Below are 19237 nucleotides of genomic sequence, written 5' to 3' on the forward strand. Positions count from 1 at the left end.
CACCGTTCGTGGATAGCTGCCTCTTACTGATTATTTTTCCATATATTTACATTAAAAAATGACATAATATCCCCTTTTAATGAAACATCGGAAAAAATCGCATAACGCATCCAAAGATACTCCTTGAATTTCATTATGCTTTTACCAGTAAGACACATTCTATCCACCTCCTTTATTCGTATTTTCAGTTTAGTTTAAAAGATAGGTAGCGTCAAGTTATCCTTTATTCTAACATTGTAGCAAATTGATTTTCATGTAACCCTTTACAAACTAGGACTTTATACCGATATAAAAATAAAACATGTTTTTGAGGGATTATTGGAGGGTGCTTATGAAAAAGAAAATGAATAAATTAAAGCAGTTGATCAGGCAAAGAGCCAAGATATTAAGTGTACATTGGAGAAATTTACGCATAGGTAAAAAGTACGTGTTGGTCTATATTATTTCCGCCATGCTTTTCTTTATTGCTGGCACCATTGTTTACTTTCAAATGGAAAGCACCCGTAGTGAAATCAAAACGATTGAACAGAAAAGTAATTTGGTCAATCAAATATCTGACTTATCCGCAATCATCCAGGTTAAAGATGTACAAATCGCTGACTACTTATTAACAAAAAGCAAAAGATTCGCAGATACATATCAGACGTACCAAACACAATTTGATGAGTTAGCTGGTGAATTAGAGCCTTTATTGGAAACAGAAGAACAAAAAGAATTGTTTTCCACAATTATACAAAATGATGCAGAAATGAATGGGATATTAGATGAAATTGAATCTGCCCTTTCACAGAATCAAACGTATATGGCTAATTCCATTCGAAACATTTCGTCTGTATTGCGCGGAGATACGACTGCTTTGGCCAACAAATTAATTGGTCTATTGGAAAAGGAACAAAACGCTGCAGTCCAAAGCAGCAATCGCAGCATTACAATCAATACGATTGTGCTTGCCATTACCAATATTAGCTCCATCCTGATCGGTATATTATTAATGATTGCCATTAGCCGTAAAATTTCTAAACAGCTTCACCATGTCGTTTCCATTACAAAAGAGGTGGCTAACGGCAATTTACAGGTCCCATCGATGGATTTTGATGGGAAGGATGAGGTTGGTCAGCTGGCTGCTGCAGTCAATCAAATGAAAGCAAATATCCATAGTATTTTAGTAAAGGTATCCGAGGCATCCCAATCTGTATTTTCCAGCAGTGAGGAATTAAAAGAATCTGCTGCACATGTGAAGGAAGGAAATGTACAAGTCGCGTATACGATGGAAGAATTATCAACTGGTGCAGAAACACAAGCCAATCACGCATCCGATTTAGCGGAACGAATGAATGACTTCGTTGAGAAAGTAACCGTATCTGAACAAAACGGTCAAACAACCGCTGCAGGAACAAAAAAGGTACTACAATCAACGACAGATGGAGAACAGCTCATGAAGCAATCGATTAGCCAAATGGAAAAAATCGATGCCATCGTTGCAGATGCCGTTGAAAAAGTACGTGGACTTGATCATCAATCCGATGAAATATCTAAATTAATACTCGTCATTCAAAACATTGCAAAGCAAACCAATTTATTATCATTAAACGCTGCCATAGAGGCCGCCCGAGCCGGAGAGCACGGAAAGGGATTTGCTGTTGTAGCTGATGAAGTTCGGAAGCTATCAGAACAAGTAGCAGACTCGGTTGGAGAAATAACAACCATCGTATCAGCTATCCAGCAAGAAACAGACCATGTGGTTGGTACGTTAAATACCGGCTATGAAGAAGTAAAAAAAGGAACCGCAAGAATGGAGGCAACAGGAGAAAACTTCCGTACAGTGCACCACTCTGTGAATGATATGACGAAAAACATCTTGAACATTTCCGGTAATTTAAAGGAAATTGCTGAAAACAGTAGTCATATGAATCGTCTCATAGAAGACATTGCCTCTGTCTCAGAAGAATCCGCAGCAGGTGTGGAACAAACAGCAGCCTCTGCCCAAGAAGCATCCGGTTCAATGGAAGAAGTATCACGCCATGCCGAAGAATTAGCAAAGCTAGCCGCACAATTGAATAATGAACTACGTGTATTCCGGTTATAGCTAAATGCATTAATAAAAAAAGCATCACCAATCGGCAGCCATGATGGAGCCGATGGTGATGCTTTTTAATTATGGTCGGAGAAAACAGTTTGCTGTATGGTCATTGACCATTCCAGTGGCCTGCATAAATGCGTAACAGATTGTCGGGCCCACAAACGAAAATCCTCTTTTTTTCAAATCCTTACTCATCCGTTCTGATTCCTCTGTCTTCGCGGGAACGTCCGCATGGGATTCCCAGTTATTAATGATTGGCTCTCCCCCAACAAATTGCCATATATACTTGTCGAAGCTGCCAAATTCCTCCTGCACCTTCACAAATGCCTCTGCATTCGTAATGACAGATTTAATTTTTAACCGATTTCGTATGATGCCCTCATTTTCAATCAATGCTTTCATATCTGCCTCATCATAATGACGTACCTTATGGGGGTCGAACTGATCAAAGGCATTGCGATAATTTTCCCTCCGCTTTAATATCGTCAACCAGCTAAGCCCTGCCTGCGCGCCTTCCAGTGATAGCATTTCAAAAAATTTAACATCATCGTGAACAGGTCTACCCCATTCCTCATCATGATATTGGATATAGTCCGCATCGTTTCCAACCCACTCACAGCGTTGTATCATGATTCATCACTTGTTTCAACTTCATGATCATCATAGGAAATCCAGTCGCTGTAGCTACCAGGGTACAATTTAACATGCTGGAAACCTGCCAGCTTTAATCCAATTATATTCGGACATGCCGACACACCTGATCCACAGGAAACAATGATTCGATCATCCTTGGAGAGGGAAGAGAAATGCTGTTTTAATGCCTGCTCATCCTTCCAACGACCATTTTCATCTAAAACACCTTTCCAAAAATAGCTCTTTGCGCCGGGTATATGTCCTGCTTTTTTATATAAAGGTTCAACCTTCCCTAGATAACGGTCCTTGGCACGAGAATCCAGCAGAACGGTCCCCTCTTCTTTCATTTGTTCCTTCATCTCATTTATATTGACGGTAGCAATTTGCTGTTGTTTTGGTTTATATAGACACTCGATATAAACTGGCAAATCCGTCGTTGTTTCATATCCCGCTTCTTTCCATGCCTGTAAACCACCATCCAATACATACACTTTTTCATGCCCTAACGTATGTAAAAGCCACCAAAGTCTAGCAGAAAACATATCATTTGCCTCGTCATAAATCACGACGGTAGATGTTTCACAAATGCCATTCTTCCCAAGCTTATAAACAAAATTCTCTTTATCTGGTAAAGGATGACTGCCACCATGAACCTCGGGTGGATTCGATAAGTCCTTATTTAAATCCATATAAATTGCCCCTGGGATATGTTCTTGCAGATAGGCCTTTCCTCCAGCCTCTGGATTCTGCAATTCAAATCTTGTATCAATGATCCTTAGCTCTTCCGGCTTCGTCTCCATCATCGATTTCAATGTTTCTACTTGCATGATATATTGCATGCGATTCGCCCCTTTAAAATATTTTTGCCATATTGTACTCATCTACATATTCCCCATTTATAAAAAGGGAATCCTGTTTTATACCTTCTATTTGAAATCCAGCCTTTTTATATAACGTAACACCAGCTTTATTTTTAACGGCAACAGTCAATTCCAGCCGATGTATATCCGCCTCCAATACCCAATCATCCAACGCTTTAAATAGAGCTGTGCCTACCCCTTTTCCACGCCAATGATGTTGAATACCACAGACCAGATAAGCCCTGTGCCTCGTCCGTTTCACCTGATCCCTTAACGCAAACAAATAACCGATTAACTGTCCATCTGACTCAGCGATGAAAATGGCACTACCTTGTTCTTGAGTAGTAGCTATTCGCTTGGACATACCTTCTTTTGTAACCTGTCTTTCCCCTTTTTCAAACAGCATGAATTCACTATGACTCTCTACATCTACCATTAGCTTAGCTAAATTTGCTGCATCCGCTCGTTCAACTTGTCGGATATTCATGTTTCATCCCCCACCTATCCTGTTTATCTAACCTTTCTAACGGCAACAATCAGAATATATGATAAAATAAGTCTATTACATATAGGAGTTGAATCGCAAATGCAAAAGGAATTAATCGAACGTTTTACAACCTATGCCAAAATAGATACACAATCCAAGGAAGAAAGTACTTCCATTCCAACAACACCCGGTCAGTTGGAGCTGGGAAAGATTTTGATTCAGGAATTGATTGAAATCGGATTAACTGATGCGGCAGCAGATGACAATGGATATGTCATGGCTACCCTGCCAGCGAATACAGATAAAGAGATTCCGACTATTGGATTCTTGGCACATTTGGATACTGCAACCGACTTTACTGGAAAAAATGTGAAACCACAGGTCGTAGAAAATTTTGACGGTAAGGATCTCATTTTAAACAAGGAGCTAGGTATTATTCTTTCCGCAAAAGATTTCCCGGAGTTACCGAGCTATCAAGGGCAAACATTGATTACAACAGACGGTACGACATTACTTGGTGCTGACAACAAGGCAGGCATTGCTGAAATTATGACTGCCATGCATTATCTTGCGAAGCATCCCGAGATAGAGCATGGTACGATTCGTGTGGCGTTTACACCCGATGAAGAAATCGGACGCGGACCGCACCATTTCGATGTGGACCGCTTTCATGCAGATTTTGCCTATACTGTTGATGGTGGCCCACTTGGCGAGCTTCAATACGAAAGCTTTCATGCGGCGGCAGCTAAAGTTACATTTCGTGGAAATAGCGTTCATCCTGGAACAGCTAAAAATAAAATGGTCAATTCTGGTAAATTGGCTACAGCCTTTATTCAAAAATTCCCGACAGAGGAAGCACCGGAATATACAGATGGATACGAAGGCTTCTATCATCTTATTTCCATCCAAGGCGATGTAGAAACCACCGAGGTATATTACATTATTCGTGATTTTGACCGCAACCAGTTTGAAGCCCGAAAGCAAACCGTTCAGCAATTTGTTGCTGACATGCAGACGGAATATGGTACTGAAAACGTCCAGCTGGAGTTAAATGACCAATATTACAATATGCGCGAAAAAATTGAACCCGTGATGGAAATTGTTGAGATAGCCGAGCAAGCAATGCAGAAGCTTGATATCAAGCCCATTATTGAACCAATTCGCGGTGGTACGGATGGCTCACAGCTCTCTTACATGGGGCTACCAACGCCGAATATCTTTACTGGCGGGGAAAACTTTCACGGGAAATTTGAATATGTTTCCGTAGATCATATGGAAAAAGCAGTACAAGTTATCATCGAAATTTGTAAAGGCTTTGCAGAAAAAAATCATTCCTAACATCATGGGGCTGTCTAACATGGATGGCCCTTTTTCTTATGATTTCCCAATAGAGGAATAGGTTGCGTTCCGCTAGCGTAATATGAGAAAATGGGATGGTTGAACAAAGACATGAAGCATCTATTCAATGAATTTTTAAGTTGCTAGGGAGAGACGAAACATGTATAAAAAGATCATGATCATCCTGTTGGCAGTCGTACTAATGGGTATGATAACCGGCTGCGATGTCCTAAACAAAGCCGACGACAAAGCGGCGAATAAGGAATCGCCGGCTGAGCCAGCGAGCGGCGATTCAGATGAAGGGGGAACTTCTAATATGACAACCGATAATCATCAAGTGGAGCTTCCTGAAGAATCATTGCAAAAAGGAGACAATGGAGATGCGGTACAACAGCTGCAAGCATTTTTGATTGTGCTCGGATATCCCATTGAAAAAACTAGTAAATATGATGAAAAAACAGTTTGGGCCATAACAGATTTTCAATTACAGCAGGATAGTTTAGATAATACTGGTATATATGATGAAGCAGTACGTAGTAAATTACTAGCTGCACAAGAGGGAGCATTAACATTTGAGGTAGAAAAAGGCTTGCCACTAGTTGAAACGAAACAAACCGATCGCGGATCAGAGATTACAGGAAATCCATATGAAATTCTTGTACTTGTGAATAAACATCATGCATTACCGGAGGATTTTATTCCTGAGGATTTAGTGATTCCGGAAATTCGTTTCCCCTTTACAGAGGATTTACCTAAAAAACAAATGCGAAAAGTAGCAGCAGATGCAATCGAAGAAATGTTTGCAGCAGCAGACAAGGAAGGGCTAACCTTATTCGGGCAATCGGGCTATCGTTCTTATGATCGACAGGTAGCTATTTTTGCCGCTAATGTAGAAAAAAATGGGGAAGAAGCCGCAAACACCTATAGTGCAAGACCTGGAGAAAGTGAACATCAGAGCGGACTTACGATGGATGTGACAAATGCTGAGGTCGGATTTGATCTGGTTATTGCATTCGGGGATACACCTGAAGGTAAATGGTTACAGGAGCATGCGGCCGAATATGGATTCATTATACGATATCCGGAAACAAAGGTCGATATTACGGAATACCAATATGAGCCATGGCATATACGTTATGTTGGAAAAAAAGCAGCAACAGAAATCATGGAAAAAGGAATTTCATTGGAAGAATACCTTGATGGGTTAAAGTAAATCGTGGATTGTCATCCAAAATTGGATGGCAATCTTTTTTAATAGGATGTGTAAAACGTAGCTGATAGGATTATGTATGCTTGGCCATTAGCCAAGTAAAGCAAAATGACCTTAGGCAAATTGCTGTTTCGTTGAGGTTTGTTTAAATAGATCGTTCATTTTTTTATCGAGCTTCTGAATACGAATTCTCGCTTCATTACTGGATATTTTTCGGTAATGATGACCGCCGCCATATTCCTCGTCCACTTCATCCGCTTGGGCTACTACTTCTTGTAATGGCTTCAGCATCAATTCACCTTGTGGTAAATACGAATCTGTATGCAGTAGAATAGCCACAGCAATCTCTTTCGCTTGGTGCCGATCTTCGCCTAGACGAATCAAGAGCTTATGTGCCCTGCTTGCACCTTTGATGGCATGAATATCATTTTCTTTATACAAATCGTAATCCCATTCTCCATCACGGTACCAGGTATAATGACCAACATCATGAAGTAATGCTGCTTTTGTCGCAAGATCCACTGAAACACCTTTTTCAACAGCAAAATCAAAAGCATATTCTGCAACCGCAATGGCGTGTGCCATCCCAGATCGATTCAAATATTTCTGAGCAATCGGATGATCAAAGATTTCCTCTAATGTGACATATCGCATGTCAAACAACTCCTTTCCATAGATTTAGAAAAATATATTGTTAATGACTATAGCACGTTTGTCTCGTCAATGCAACGAGAAAAAACTGAGACATCTGTCCAAATCAATATAAAAAAACCGACTCCGCTGATGAACAGTATTCATGCCAGCGTTTGCCAGCAATGGAATAGGGTTCAGCTTAGGAATCGGTTTTCCAATTAAAAAGGTTTCAAAATCATTAATGCAATCACGATAAGAAAAATAACATTGGTAATACGCTCATAGAAAAATAACTTCTTGGACAGCTCCTCATAGGATGCAGGGATGTCTTCCCCCTGATATTCCTTTAGCAGCTGCTTAATTGGTTTGGAACGTGGTGATAATAAAATCGGACCAAATGCCAATGCAATCAAATAAAGCAATAGGCTCGTCCCATACCAGCCAGCGCGAAATAGTGACGGATTTAATAATCCCATCCATAGTCCAGTAATGAGCAATAATGTCCCACCAACCATCACAAAAATATGGATGCGATTACGGATCTTGTACGCATGTCTGAGCTCTGACATGGTTTTTGCGCTTGTTACAATATATATCATCACAAAGCCAGGCCCCAAACCAAGTATCGCTGAAAAGATATGAATACTTACGAGTAGCTGATAAAATGTCATCCAGTGAACCTCCAACTAAACATGTCTTATAAATTCTATCATAAGCTTCACCCAAAAAAAGAATGTGACATTTTACACAGCTATACGAGCTAAATATAACAAATTTATGGCAAACATCTATTTTTCGGTATTTTTCTGACAGAGAGGCTTCCTCTCCCATTCGTCCTCCATTAATCAGGATTGCAACTCATGAAATAGATTACTTTCGGTTTTGAAATAGCTCCATTGGATCCGTTTGATTCGCTTCCAGCTTCATCTGCTTTAATACGACAGTTCGTTCTTCTCTCGGTTTCGTAAAATCATCATATAGCACGGTAGATGCGCCAAGTCCTGCTTCAGCAGTTTCCTCCACAGATGCACAATAATAGCCTTCCCGTATTCCCGCATAGTACATCATCGTGTAGCACATTGGACATGGCTCCCCACTTGCATACATAACCGCTTCTGATAAATCAAGTGTTTGCAATTTTTCCTGTGCCTCACGAATTGCCAGCATTTCCGCATGACCACTGCTGTCAAAATGAAGATGCAGCTCATTTACACCCTCCGCAAGCACTTTACCGTCCTTTACAAGTACAGCTCCAAATGGTTGACCGCCTTCGTTCACATTTTGAGCAGATAATTCAACTGCCCGTTTCATAAATGCATCCATCTGTCTACCTCCTGATTATTTATTTTCCTTCCATAATGTCAATGGATTCAATTGTCCAGCTTCCAATGGCATCTGTTCGATATGTACCTGACGTTCAGCATGGGGCTTTTTTAAATCCTCATAAATTTCCGCGGACCTCGTCAAGCCAATGACAGCCACATCCTCAACAGCACTTGCAAAATATATTTGGTCAATCCCAACAAAATACATGGCAGCCAGGCACATCGGGCATGGTTCGCCACTTGCATACATCGTATATCCATCCAGAACAGGCGTGTGCATCATTTTTTGTGCTTTTCGAATAGCCATGATTTCCGCATGTGCTGTGACATCATAGCGACGTATTGTATCATTAACACCTTCTGAAACAAGCTTGCCATTTTTGACTAGAACTGCACCGAATGGTTCTTCTCCATTTCGAACATTTTCCGCAGCCAATTCAATGGCTCTTTTCATAAACTCATCCATATACCCCGCTCCCCCTCTTCACCTTCTCTACCTCGATTCTACCCATCAAAAGCATGTATTTCAACACCAGCATATCGTGGAATAGTAAAGCTTATAAATAACGACGTACTCGTTTACAGTATTGCTGATAAGCTTTTCCGTATATTTTGATTAACGATTGCTCCTCCAGCTTTACTTGCCGGTTAAATAACCAAAAACCACCAACAACATAAACAAGTAAAATCCAGTTCGGATAAATAAGGAATTGCCCCAATAACACCAAGCCAAAAGCTGTATAAATAGGATTTCGACTAATAGCAAATGCGCCAGTCGTAACCAATGGCCCCGGATGATCCTCATCAATGCCAACACGAAAGCTTTTTCCAAATGAAATGATGCTATATAAGAAAAGAATTAAACCGATGATGCATAGGATGACTCCCATCCACCCCACTATTTCATGATGAAATAATACGGTACCTACTTTTGGTAGATGAAAGGCATTAGAAAAAATCAAATACAATAAAAATAAAGCAAATGGCGGGATGATAAAATCCTTTTTATCCATTTCACCGAATTTAAATGCTCTAATACCAAGCTTTTTTAATTGCATGGAACGTATGATAACCATTGTAATTAATACAATCATGATGATAGCAGCAATATATGCTTGCATGTCGTCCCCGCCTTTAACTTTCAGATTGTTTTTCGTTACACAGATAAGCCTTTAACAAAGGTTCTATATCCTGAAATGAAGTATTACTCGTATATTCAACGCGCTCCCCATCTGAACCAAATGCTTGCTCGGTTCTCTCTTCTTTTTCCCAGAGAAAAGCGGTTGCTTCCAACAATTGAATTGTATCCTCACACCATTTAATATAATTCATCTCGGAATCCAACCCCCGTTTTAAAACAGCCAAGCTCAAAATGATTCGGGGCTTCATGACATTACGTCTCTTCATATCATCCCATCTACTTTGGAGAAGGCCTGATATTTTTTCCAATCTAGCTTCACGTTGCTTTTTATGTGTTTGCAGATGAAAAATAGCTTCTTGTACCGGAATATTGTCTTTAAAAAATAACTGCATCAAGAAGGGATCTTTTTGTCTGGGAAAATCAGGTGGTGTCATTAACCATTTGAATAATGCCTTCTGACCAGATTCAGTGATTGTGTAAACCTTTTTATCTGGTTTATCCGCTTGGGCTACCAATTTACTTGTTACCCATTCTTTTTCCTCTAGTTTATTAAGCTCTGGATAAATTTGCGATAGATGGGAATGCCAAAAAATACCCATCACTTCATCAAATTCCTTTTTTAAATCATATCCCGTTGCATCCCACTTGCTGAGCATGCCTAGTATGCCATATCGTAAAGACAAGGAAGATCACTCCTTTCTGGTTTAACAAATTAATTAGCTGTTTCAATGGATTTCATCGTATCTTTTTTTAGCGCTGGAATAGATATAATACCGGCAATCCCTAAAATAGCGAGAATAATGGTTACCATGATAATGGTCTGTCTAAATCCAATACTACTTAATAATCCACCGATTAACAAGATACCCGGGAGCGCCATTGAACTGGAGAGCATATAATACAAACTAAAGACCCTCGTATAATGCGATTTTGACACCACTTCCTGTAAATAGGTGATCAATGAAATATTAAAACAACCGAGTGCGATGCCTTGCAGCATAAAAAATGGGAGGACATATATCCAGTTTGTGATGAAATAAAGACTGCCAATACTTAATGACAACATGAAAAACACAGGTAAAATCAGCCACTTTTTTTCTTCTGTTTTTTTGTACCACATCGGTGTACACAGTGCCCCAATTGTAATTCCAATTAGGGATGCTGTTCCGATAAAGCTTAGATTTTCCACACCTTTACCCAGATAATCCGTCAAAAAATGAATTAACAATAAATCGATTGAGCTAATCACAAACATTCCCAAGGTAAGAAAGAGGAATAATGACCGCAGCATAGGCTTGCGAATAATAAATGAGATACCTTCTTTCATTAATGTCCACTGTCTTTTATCTGCATTGGAAATATCCTTTATTTCCGGCTTAACCATCCTGATAAATATAACTGACATCATCATCAGTATTACCGATATGATGAGTAGTAGATGCGGTGAAATAGCTAGCTTTATCGCGAAAGCAGTAAAGATTTGACCAGCTATTTTTACCGCTGTAAATCCCAATTGCAGTAAACTGTTCGCTTTGGGACGATCCGCCTCATTTACAACATATGGAAATAAAGACTGGTTGGCCGGTACGAAGAATATACCAAGAACGCTTAGAATCATAAGGAATACATATATCCATTCGTAAGCTACAAATGGCATCATTATTAGGAACAGGACAATGGTGATAGCCTGAATAGCGTTAGAATAAATCATTACTTTTTGTAAAGTTTTCTTACTAATCCATGCACCAACTGGCAAAGTTAAAAATGCTACAGGCATGTAAAAAGCGATATAAAACAAGGTAAAAGAATCACTATTACCAGTTTGAATTTCCACCCATTTCAATAATGAAAAAAACATAATAGCATCAGAAAACACACTGGAAATCCGACCGAAAAATAAATTCCTAAAAGCAGGATTCTGACGTAACAACAAATTCATACCCTCCTTTTATGCTTTACTGTAACATGTAATTTTTTATATGTAAATATTTATATATAAAAAGTTATCCCCTGCAATTAAAAAAACACACAACATTTTGTTAGGTTGTGCGTCTATTCGTTTTACTCTATTCGTACACCGTTTGCACGTAAAGCACTCTTATTGTCACTATGATTCTACTTGATATCTATTTATGTTGCATGAACATGTATATCAAGCCAAAACCATAGGTAACTTTTTCACCATTTTATAATTAGACAATACAATTCCATTTCGTTCTATCTTTTGTGCTTCTACTACGTGAAATCCTCGGTGCTCAAAAAATGGTTTTGCAGTAATACTTGCCTCCGTGTTTATTTCCTGAATTCCAAGATTAATTGCTGCATTCTCCAACTTACTTACAAGGGCTGTAGCAATTCTTTGTCTCTGAAAATCCTTATGTGTATAAAGTCTATCCAGGTAGCCACGATGATTCATATCTCCAAAACCAACAAGCTTACCTTTTATTTCAGCCACAAACGTTATATTTTTGCTTAAGGATACATGCCAATTTTCAATCTTAGCCGCAATTCCTTGACTTGGCGCCCATGCTTCAAGCTGCTCCATAGAGTAATCCCTTGCCTGAATCGCATGAACGGTTTCTTGAAATAATAATACAATTTGATGAATGTCAGCTCTCTGATACGCTATGATCCTCATGCATGTTTCCCCCAATAACTTTTCAAACAGCACCCGCCCATATGGAAAGTTAACATTTCATCACGAGAATAGACACATCTGTCAGCGCCTTGAGTGCATGACGCTCTAAGGGTTCCATGTAGAGAACCCTTTCTTTGGAAATGATATGTTTTTCATCTCCAACGGTAAACTCCACCTCTCCACTATTTACAAAAATAAACACATGCTTAGGTGAATCATGCTCTTTGACAACTTCACCTTTCTGAAGTTTAATATGCATGATTTCCTTCTCCGCATCGTTAAAAATACGTTTTCCTGCAATTGGTCTAGCAATATGATGATCAACTGGTATAAGCTGCATCGTAAAAAATGCTCCTCTCACTTATTATTATTCATACCTAATTTTCATATCCCCAGCTTGTATCCAGCCCTTTTTTCGAAACCATTCCGAAAGGAGCAGACTGATCAATGCTGGTGCAATAATATGTAATACCAGGATACTCCAAAATATTCCCATTGAAAAACCCATTGATTCCAGGGTCATGATTTGTCCAACAAGTCCACTTGTCCCCATTCCGGCCCCGGATGCATTATTCGTTAACCCGAGCCACACCGTCGCAAATGGTGCCAGAACCGCTCCAGCAATCGTAGGTGGAATGATGATGATTGGTTTTTTTAGAATATTAGGTACCTGCAGCATCGATGTGCCGAGTCCTTGGGCAAGAAACCCGCCAAAGCCATTGTCTCGATAGCTCGACACCGCAAATCCAATCATTTGTGCTGCACATCCAATCGTGGCTGCTCCCGCTGCAATGCCATCTAAACCAAGCATTAAGGCGATAGCGACACTTGAGATGGGCGCCGTCAAAGCCCAGCCCATTAAAATAGCTACAAGAATTCCCATGAAAAATGGTTGCTGTTCAGTTGACCAATTAACGACCTCTCCAAATCCGACCATAAATTGATTAATAGGTGGTCCGACAAATTTACCCGCTGCAAACCCTGCTATAATTGTAACAAGCGGCGTGACAATGATATCAATTCGAGTCAATTGATAAACAAGCTTTCCGGCCTCGGTAGCGAATAATGTGGCAATGTAACTACCAGCTGGGCCTCCAAGCTCCGCACCAAACGCACCCGCAAATAACGCCGAAAACAATACGAGCGGCGGTGCCTTTAAGCCATACGCAATAGCCACTCCAATCGCTCCACCCATGATCTTCGTTTCCATTGCAAAGGCACCCATCTCTTGCAGTGCTGACCCAATCCCCGAATAGGATAACGCTATTAACTGTTCACCCGCCGTCTTAATAATAAGCCCAATAATTAGCGACGAAAACAGCCCAAGCGCCATATAACTCAATGCAGTAATAATATATTCCCTAGCGGATAGGGAAACCCCTTGTTTCTTTAAGAACGCTTTCATTATACCCTCCTGAATACATTGTTATGTTTGTTTCTCAAAAAATGACTAATGGTTGAATGACAATTGCTGTTGCTTTGGTTGTGAATGGTTGTGAATGGTTGTGAATAATTTCACATAAAATATAACCATACCCTCGCATCTATTATGTACTGATAGTTTGAAAGGTTTCAAGTATTATTTTAAATAGTCTTTTCATAGAAAATCAAACTTTGTTGAAGACGGGACACAAGTTACAGTGCCTAACATGAATTGGTTTATCTTATGTTGATGGTGATGAAATCGGTCCGCCGATTTCTTTCTTTGGAAAATTTCTAACATTAGACGTCGGGATAGACTGATTGGAGTTCGATATTGCAAGCGTTCTAAAGTTTGGGCTTCTTGAAATGATGTTGAAATCGGCAAATGCTGATTTCTAAACTTTTGATGCATGCGACTTATGATGATAGGCATGCGAGTTTGGACGGAGGGTATGCGAGTTTAGCGCTTTTCATGCGAGTTTGGGACCAAGTCATGCGAGTTTGGGACCAAGTCATGCGACTTTAGCGCTTTGGCATGCGAGTTTGGATGGGGCGTGCGCGACTTCCCCTTGCTCCACATGAGTCGAATGCACACATAGTTGAAATCGGCTATTGTCGAGTTCTTTTTCTCACCCTTACAAAAAACAGGATCTCTTGTGTGAGACCCTGTTTATCATATTAGCCTTGGCTGTAATGGTTTACTTCAAATAAGTCGACGAGTTTTATTTCTGGATGTTTGTCGATGAACCACCGTAGGGAAAAGTCATTTTTAAATAATACGACGGGGTTCCCCTCTCGGTCCTTTACGAGCATATTGCGTTCGTCAAATAGGGATTCATCAATTTGATCATCTGAAAGCCAGCGGGGTATTCTTTCGCCGATAGATTCAAATAAAACTTCGACATTATATTCATGTTTCATACGGTATTGGAAAACCTCATACTGTAGCTCCCCAACTGCCCCAAGAATAAATGCATCCGTATGGTATTGCTTGAATAATTGGATGGCCCCCTCTTGTACGAGCTGTTCAATGCCTTTACGATATTGTTTAGATTTCATCACGTTTTTAGCCATTACTTTTCGAAATTGTTCGGGTGGGAATTGTGGCAACTCATCAAATTCGAACTGCTGTTTTCCACCAATTAACGTGTCTCCTATCCGATATATATTCGGGTCATAAATCCCAATAATATCTCCAGCATAGGCTTCTTCAACCGTATCACGAGCTGATGCGACAAACTGCTGAGATTGTGATAACTTGATGTGCTTCTGTGTACGGGCTAACTGAACATCCATTCCCCGCTCAAATTTCCCTGAGCAAACGCGTAGAAACGCAACCCTATCGCGGTGTGCCGGGTTCATATTTGCTTGGATTTTGAAAATGAATCCGGAAAATTCCTCTGATTCCGGTTGCACAATACCAGCGGTTGATTTTCTGGTTCCAGGTGGCGGTGCCATGGATAAAAATGTGTCAAAGAATGTTTGCACACCAAATGGTGCAAGCGCACTACCAAAAAAGACTGGAGTTTGCTTACCCGCTAAAACCGATTCCAATGAAAATGCATCGCCAGCCTCTTGTACGAGTTCCAGCTCTTCTCTTGCCTCCATGAACGTTGGATTGGAGACGAGCGCTGAATGATTTTCCAATTCATCCATTGGGATATAGGTTTCAGCTTCATTCCCGTTAAATTGGACAAATTGTTGATGGTGACGATCCAGTAATCCAAGGAAACTTTTTCCCATTCCCGCTGGCCAGTTCATTGGACAAGTCTCTATGTCCAATACTTCTTCAATTTCCTCCAACAGCGAAAACGGCTCTTTTCCTTCCCGGTCCAATTTGTTAATAAAAGTAAAAATGGGAATACCCCGCATACGACATACTTTAAACAATTTAATCGTTTGGGCTTCAATCCCTTTTGTCGAGTCGATAATCATGACCACACTGTCTACAGCAGTGAGTGTACGGTAAGTATCCTCACTAAAATCGTCATGCCCGGGTGTATCTAATATATTTATTTGATAATCTTTATATGGAAAATTCATCACACTGGAAGTAACAGAAATGCCTCGTTGTTTTTCAATTTCCATCCAGTCTGATGCGGCAAATTTGCCTGACTTTTTTCCTTTCACCGTACCAGCCGAACGGATCAAATTACCATATAGTAGTAATTTTTCTGTCATCGTTGTCTTTCCGGCGTCCGGGTGGGAGATAATCGCAAATGTCTTACGTTTTTGCACGATGTTCGCTAAATTCATGCATAAACCCCTTTCTATTTTCACTCTGGTTGTTTTCAGTTTGATTCAGTTAGGCTATGCATCACATCGGCAATTTCTCCTTTTTTACTTTAAAATCTTTTTTATCATAGCATAATTTGCCTGTATAGGTACACCTTACGCTTGTTTTATGGGCATTCATTTGCTTTCCAGTCGGGCTTCGGCTACAATTTAACTGATAATTATTATCAATTACTTCGAATAACATGAGCCGGAGGAGATTATTTCAATGGAATTAACGAAAAACGAAACACAATTAGCTAAAATCATTCGAGAAAGACGTGCAGTTAAAAAAGGGTATACCAATCAAACTGTTACCGAAGAAGCCGTACGTGACCTCTTGAATGACGCCATTTGGGCACCGACTCATGGCATGCGCCAGCCCTGGAGATTTATTTTTGTTGGAGAAGACCAAAAAGCTTCCTTTGCCAAACAGGTTGCTTCTACCTATCCTGAGGATCGTCAAGAAAATCGGGAAAACTTCCTAAATGAGCCAAATGCGTATCTTGTTGTCATTATGGAAGAACCAGAGGCACAAAAACAATGGGACGAAAATTATGGTGCCACTGCATGCATGATTCAAAACTTTTGGTTACTTGCATGGGAAAAGCAGCTAGGTGTCGTATGGCGGACCAACCCACATATTTATGAAGAGAAGGTAAAAGAAATATTAGATGTGAAAGAAAACGAAAAAATTGTTGGCTTTCTTCATTTAGGTTACTTTGAAGAAGAGCCAATCAAAAAAGATCGCATACCAGTAGTTGAAAAATTCACCACTTTTAAAGGTTAAAAATACAAGCGCATGACATGCAATCATCCTGCATATCATGCGCTTGTTTACAATCAATTATCCCATACAGAGCTTTTCAATCCTGTATCCAGCTGATGCCGCTCCAAGGCAAGCTCGAGCAAGCGATTGATTAAATCTGGATAGGAAATACCACTTGCTTCCCATAGTTTAGGATACATACTAATTTTCGTAAATCCAGGTAGTGTATTAATTTCATTTACATAAACTTGATTTTCAGCGGTTAAAAAGAAATCGATACGTGCCATACCTTCACATTGCAATGCTTCAAATGCTTTGAGCGCCTCCTGCTGAACCCTTTCCGTTACATCTGCAGGTAAATCCGCAGGGATCGCCAGCTTCGCCCCATCCTCATCAATATATTTTGATTCATAGGAATAAAAAGCAGTTTGCGGCAGAATCTCGCCCGGTAAAGAAACAATTGGATCTGCATTTCCTAATACGGAGCACTCAATTTCTCTACCAACCAAGGTTTCTTCAACAATCACCTTATGATCATATTCATATGCAAGCTCGATTGCTTGTTCAAATTCCTCTTTCGTTTCCACTTTGCTCACCCCAACAGAGGAGCCTTGGTTTGCAGGCTTAATAAATAACGGAGTCCCCAGTTCCGCAACGATGGAATCATAATCGATTTGATTTCTTTTTGCCCGTGGAAAAGCAAAGCCCTTCGCCACATGGATACCCGCTCCCTGCAGCAAGCGCTTGGCAATGTCCTTATCCATGCAAATAGAGGAGCTAAGCACATCCGGACCTACGAACGGAAGATTTGCAATGCGCAACATCCCTTGTAGGCTACCATCCTCACCCAAAGTACCATGAACGATTGGAAAAATAACATCGAGCTGATCCAACTGCACAGCATCTTTCGCATGAATCAGTTGATTATCACCTTCCCCTGGAACGATGGCAACCGCGTCATTTGATTGATTTAATTGAATTAGTTTCGGATTATCTGCATGCAATAAATAAGTTGATTGATCATTTAAATGCCACTTACCATTTTTATCAATTCCAATGAGTACGACATCATATTTTTCTTTGTCAATTGCATCTACTATATTTTTCGCCGATTGAAGAGAAACCTCATGTTCCGCTGATTTCCCGCCAAAAATTACTCCGACTGTTTTCTTTGTCATACCTGATCTTCCTCTCATGAAAATTTACAGGTTTTTTAATGCCTATCTATAAAATAGCATATATTTACCGCGATGATACATTAAATTCCGTTTCCATCTATGTGACAAGCCTATTTTTTTATCCGAAAAACAAGTGAGTCGAATTTCTTGCTCGTTCAACAGGGTTTTTCCCTCACAAAGTCATCGAGGCAAATTTCTAATTTGCATCATGATTGTTGATTATGTTGTGAAAACATTTAATATTTCACAAACATATTCTGTAGTCTTTTTTTGCGGTTTGTTATAATGTAAATAAAGTTATATTTTACTGGGAGGATAGATGATGATGCTATCTAATAATAAAGGAGATCAGTGGCGTTTTACTATTGGAGGTTGGGGAGCATTCGTTGTGGTAACTATTTTATACTTCATCTTTGATTACAGTATATATACAGTACTCGGGTTTTTAACCGCGGCAATAATTTTAACCATTAGCAACGCTATTTTTGTACTAAACAAAAAGCGGAAATCAAAAGGGGAAAAACAGAATTTTTGACTTCCGTTCTACTAGATTTTTTGGATAGAACACTCAGGCGGCTAGCGAGACGATTTTTCAACCTCTCAACAAGATTTTTTCACTCGAACAAATGCCGAGGCGAATTTTCAGCCACTCAGACAAGATTTTTTCACTCAAACTGACACCGAAGCGAATTTTCAACCTCTCAGACAAGATTTTTTCACTCAAACTAACACCGAGGCGAATTTTCAGCCGCTCAGACAGGATTTTTTCACTCGAACTAACACCGAGACGAATTTTCAACCTCTCAGACAAGATTTTTTCACTCGAACTAACACCGAGGCGAATTTTCAGCCACTCAGACAAAATTTTTTCACTCAAACTAACACCGAGACGAATTTTCAACCTCTCAGACAAGATTTTTTCACTCGAACTGACACCGAGGCGAATTTTCAACCTCTCGGACAAGATTTTTTCACTCAAACTGACACCGAGGCGAATTTCCAGCCACTTCAACAGGATTTTTTCACTCAAACTGACATTGAGGCGATTTTTCAAAGTCAAGTCCATAATCCTGTGTAAATTACATTTACAATGTTTACCAGATTAGATAGAAATATATAATTAAAATTATAAAGCACTAAGTCGATTCCCTGCTGATATACAATTTGATATGGAGGGGCGGGTGTGATAGCCTGTTACGGCATAGCCAGGTAGTTGTTGTTTACCTGGCTTCTGGCTGGTGAAATCATA

At 39.9% G+C, this 19237-nt stretch carries 22 protein-coding genes; 5 read left to right on the forward strand and 17 right to left on the reverse strand.

Annotated elements, in window-relative coordinates; genetic code table 11:
• Positions 1–23: 23 nt before the first annotated feature.
• Positions 24–158, reverse strand: coding sequence for an RAxF-45 family protein (locus tag DX933_RS18840; protein WP_397315620.1), 135 nt, complete (start codon positions 156–158; stop codon positions 24–26).
• Positions 159–331: 173 nt separating this feature from the next.
• Here DX933_RS18840 and DX933_RS01315 point away from each other — a divergent pair, with 173 nt between their 5' ends.
• A complete protein-coding gene (locus tag DX933_RS01315; RefSeq protein WP_123314670.1) occupies positions 332–2086 on the forward strand; it encodes a methyl-accepting chemotaxis protein in 1755 nt (584 codons plus the stop codon).
• Between the two features lie 69 nt (positions 2087–2155).
• Here DX933_RS01315 and DX933_RS01320 read toward each other — a convergent pair whose 3' ends face one another.
• From DX933_RS01320 to DX933_RS01330, 3 genes are read right to left on the reverse strand one after another with little or no spacing between them, the layout of a single operon-like run.
• A complete protein-coding gene (locus tag DX933_RS01320) occupies positions 2156–2710 on the reverse strand; it encodes a DNA-3-methyladenine glycosylase I (protein ID WP_190279370.1) in 555 nt (184 codons plus the stop codon).
• Positions 2707–3594: a sulfurtransferase gene (locus tag DX933_RS01325; protein ID WP_223805836.1), complete on the reverse strand. Its 888-nt coding sequence runs from the start codon at positions 3592–3594 to the stop codon at positions 2707–2709. The genes DX933_RS01320 and DX933_RS01325 overlap by 4 nt, the downstream gene beginning before the upstream one ends.
• Positions 3566–4060, reverse strand: a complete 495-nt coding sequence (locus tag DX933_RS01330) for a GNAT family N-acetyltransferase (RefSeq protein WP_123314671.1) — start codon at positions 4058–4060, stop codon at positions 3566–3568. The genes DX933_RS01325 and DX933_RS01330 overlap by 29 nt, the downstream gene beginning before the upstream one ends.
• A 99-nt stretch (positions 4061–4159) precedes the next feature.
• On the opposite strand from DX933_RS01330, the gene pepT reads away from it, so the two are divergent.
• A complete protein-coding gene (pepT, locus tag DX933_RS01335) occupies positions 4160–5398 on the forward strand; it encodes a peptidase T (protein WP_123314672.1) in 1239 nt (412 codons plus the stop codon).
• 160 nt (positions 5399–5558) lie between these two features.
• Complete coding sequence (locus tag DX933_RS01340; protein ID WP_123314673.1) at positions 5559–6611, forward strand: D-alanyl-D-alanine carboxypeptidase family protein; 1053 nt, start codon at positions 5559–5561, stop codon at positions 6609–6611.
• A 111-nt stretch (positions 6612–6722) separates the two neighbouring features.
• On the opposite strand, the gene DX933_RS01345 is transcribed toward DX933_RS01340, so the two are convergent.
• From DX933_RS01345 to DX933_RS01395, 11 genes are all read right to left on the reverse strand, one after another.
• A complete protein-coding gene (locus DX933_RS01345) occupies positions 6723–7262 on the reverse strand; it encodes an HD domain-containing protein (protein WP_123314674.1) in 540 nt (179 codons plus the stop codon).
• Positions 7263–7459: 197 nt separating this feature from the next.
• Positions 7460–7912 carry a DUF2269 family protein gene (locus DX933_RS01350; RefSeq protein ID WP_123314675.1) on the reverse strand — a complete coding sequence of 151 codons (453 nt, stop codon included), beginning with the start codon at positions 7910–7912 and terminating at the stop codon, positions 7460–7462.
• 199 nt (positions 7913–8111) lie between these two features.
• Entirely contained in the window at positions 8112–8564 is a 453-nt protein-coding gene (locus DX933_RS01355; protein ID WP_123314676.1) for a nucleoside deaminase, read from the reverse strand.
• Between the two features lie 15 nt (positions 8565–8579).
• Complete coding sequence (locus tag DX933_RS01360; RefSeq protein WP_123314677.1) at positions 8580–9032, reverse strand: nucleoside deaminase; 453 nt, start codon at positions 9030–9032, stop codon at positions 8580–8582.
• Positions 9033–9123: 91 nt separating this feature from the next.
• Positions 9124–9687, reverse strand: a complete 564-nt coding sequence (locus DX933_RS01365) for a methyltransferase family protein (protein ID WP_123314678.1) — start codon at positions 9685–9687, stop codon at positions 9124–9126.
• A 13-nt stretch (positions 9688–9700) separates the two neighbouring features.
• Positions 9701–10390 carry a PadR family transcriptional regulator gene (locus tag DX933_RS01370; RefSeq protein ID WP_123314679.1) on the reverse strand — a complete coding sequence of 230 codons (690 nt, stop codon included), beginning with the start codon at positions 10388–10390 and terminating at the stop codon, positions 9701–9703.
• 29 nt (positions 10391–10419) lie between these two features.
• The gene (locus tag DX933_RS01375) at positions 10420–11640 is read right to left on the reverse strand and encodes an MFS transporter (protein ID WP_190279371.1); all 1221 of its coding nucleotides are present in this window, start codon (positions 11638–11640) and stop codon (positions 10420–10422) included.
• A 219-nt stretch (positions 11641–11859) separates the two neighbouring features.
• Entirely contained in the window at positions 11860–12345 is a 486-nt protein-coding gene (locus DX933_RS01380) for a GNAT family N-acetyltransferase (RefSeq protein ID WP_123314681.1), read from the reverse strand.
• 49 nt (positions 12346–12394) lie between these two features.
• Positions 12395–12685 (reverse strand): cupin domain-containing protein, encoded by a 291-nt coding sequence (locus DX933_RS01385; RefSeq protein WP_123314682.1) that lies wholly within the window; start codon positions 12683–12685, stop codon positions 12395–12397.
• A gap of 27 nt (positions 12686–12712) precedes the next feature.
• Complete coding sequence (locus DX933_RS01390; protein ID WP_123314683.1) at positions 12713–13750, reverse strand: PTS transporter subunit IIC; 1038 nt, start codon at positions 13748–13750, stop codon at positions 12713–12715.
• A 695-nt stretch (positions 13751–14445) separates the two neighbouring features.
• Positions 14446–16023 carry a peptide chain release factor 3 gene (locus tag DX933_RS01395; RefSeq protein ID WP_123314684.1) on the reverse strand — a complete coding sequence of 526 codons (1578 nt, stop codon included), beginning with the start codon at positions 16021–16023 and terminating at the stop codon, positions 14446–14448.
• Between the two features lie 247 nt (positions 16024–16270).
• On the opposite strand from DX933_RS01395, the gene DX933_RS01400 reads away from it, so the two are divergent.
• Positions 16271–16831, forward strand: coding sequence for a nitroreductase family protein (locus DX933_RS01400; RefSeq protein ID WP_123314685.1), 561 nt, complete (start codon positions 16271–16273; stop codon positions 16829–16831).
• Positions 16832–16884: 53 nt separating this feature from the next.
• On the opposite strand, the gene ddlA is transcribed toward DX933_RS01400, so the two are convergent.
• The gene (gene ddlA, locus DX933_RS01405) at positions 16885–17988 is read right to left on the reverse strand and encodes a D-alanine--D-alanine ligase (protein WP_123314686.1); all 1104 of its coding nucleotides are present in this window, start codon (positions 17986–17988) and stop codon (positions 16885–16887) included.
• Between the two features lie 322 nt (positions 17989–18310).
• Here ddlA and DX933_RS01410 point away from each other — a divergent pair, with 322 nt between their 5' ends.
• Positions 18311–18523 carry a hypothetical protein gene (locus DX933_RS01410; protein WP_123314687.1) on the forward strand — a complete coding sequence of 71 codons (213 nt, stop codon included), beginning with the start codon at positions 18311–18313 and terminating at the stop codon, positions 18521–18523.
• 57 nt (positions 18524–18580) lie between these two features.
• On the opposite strand, the gene DX933_RS01415 is transcribed toward DX933_RS01410, so the two are convergent.
• Positions 18581–19048, reverse strand: coding sequence for a hypothetical protein (locus tag DX933_RS01415; protein ID WP_123314688.1), 468 nt, complete (start codon positions 19046–19048; stop codon positions 18581–18583).
• Between the last annotated feature and the right edge of the window lie 189 nt (positions 19049–19237).

Source organism: Ornithinibacillus gellani (assembly GCF_003730295.1).
Classification (GTDB): Bacteria; Bacillota; Bacilli; order Bacillales; family Amphibacillaceae; genus Ornithinibacillus_A; species Ornithinibacillus_A gellani.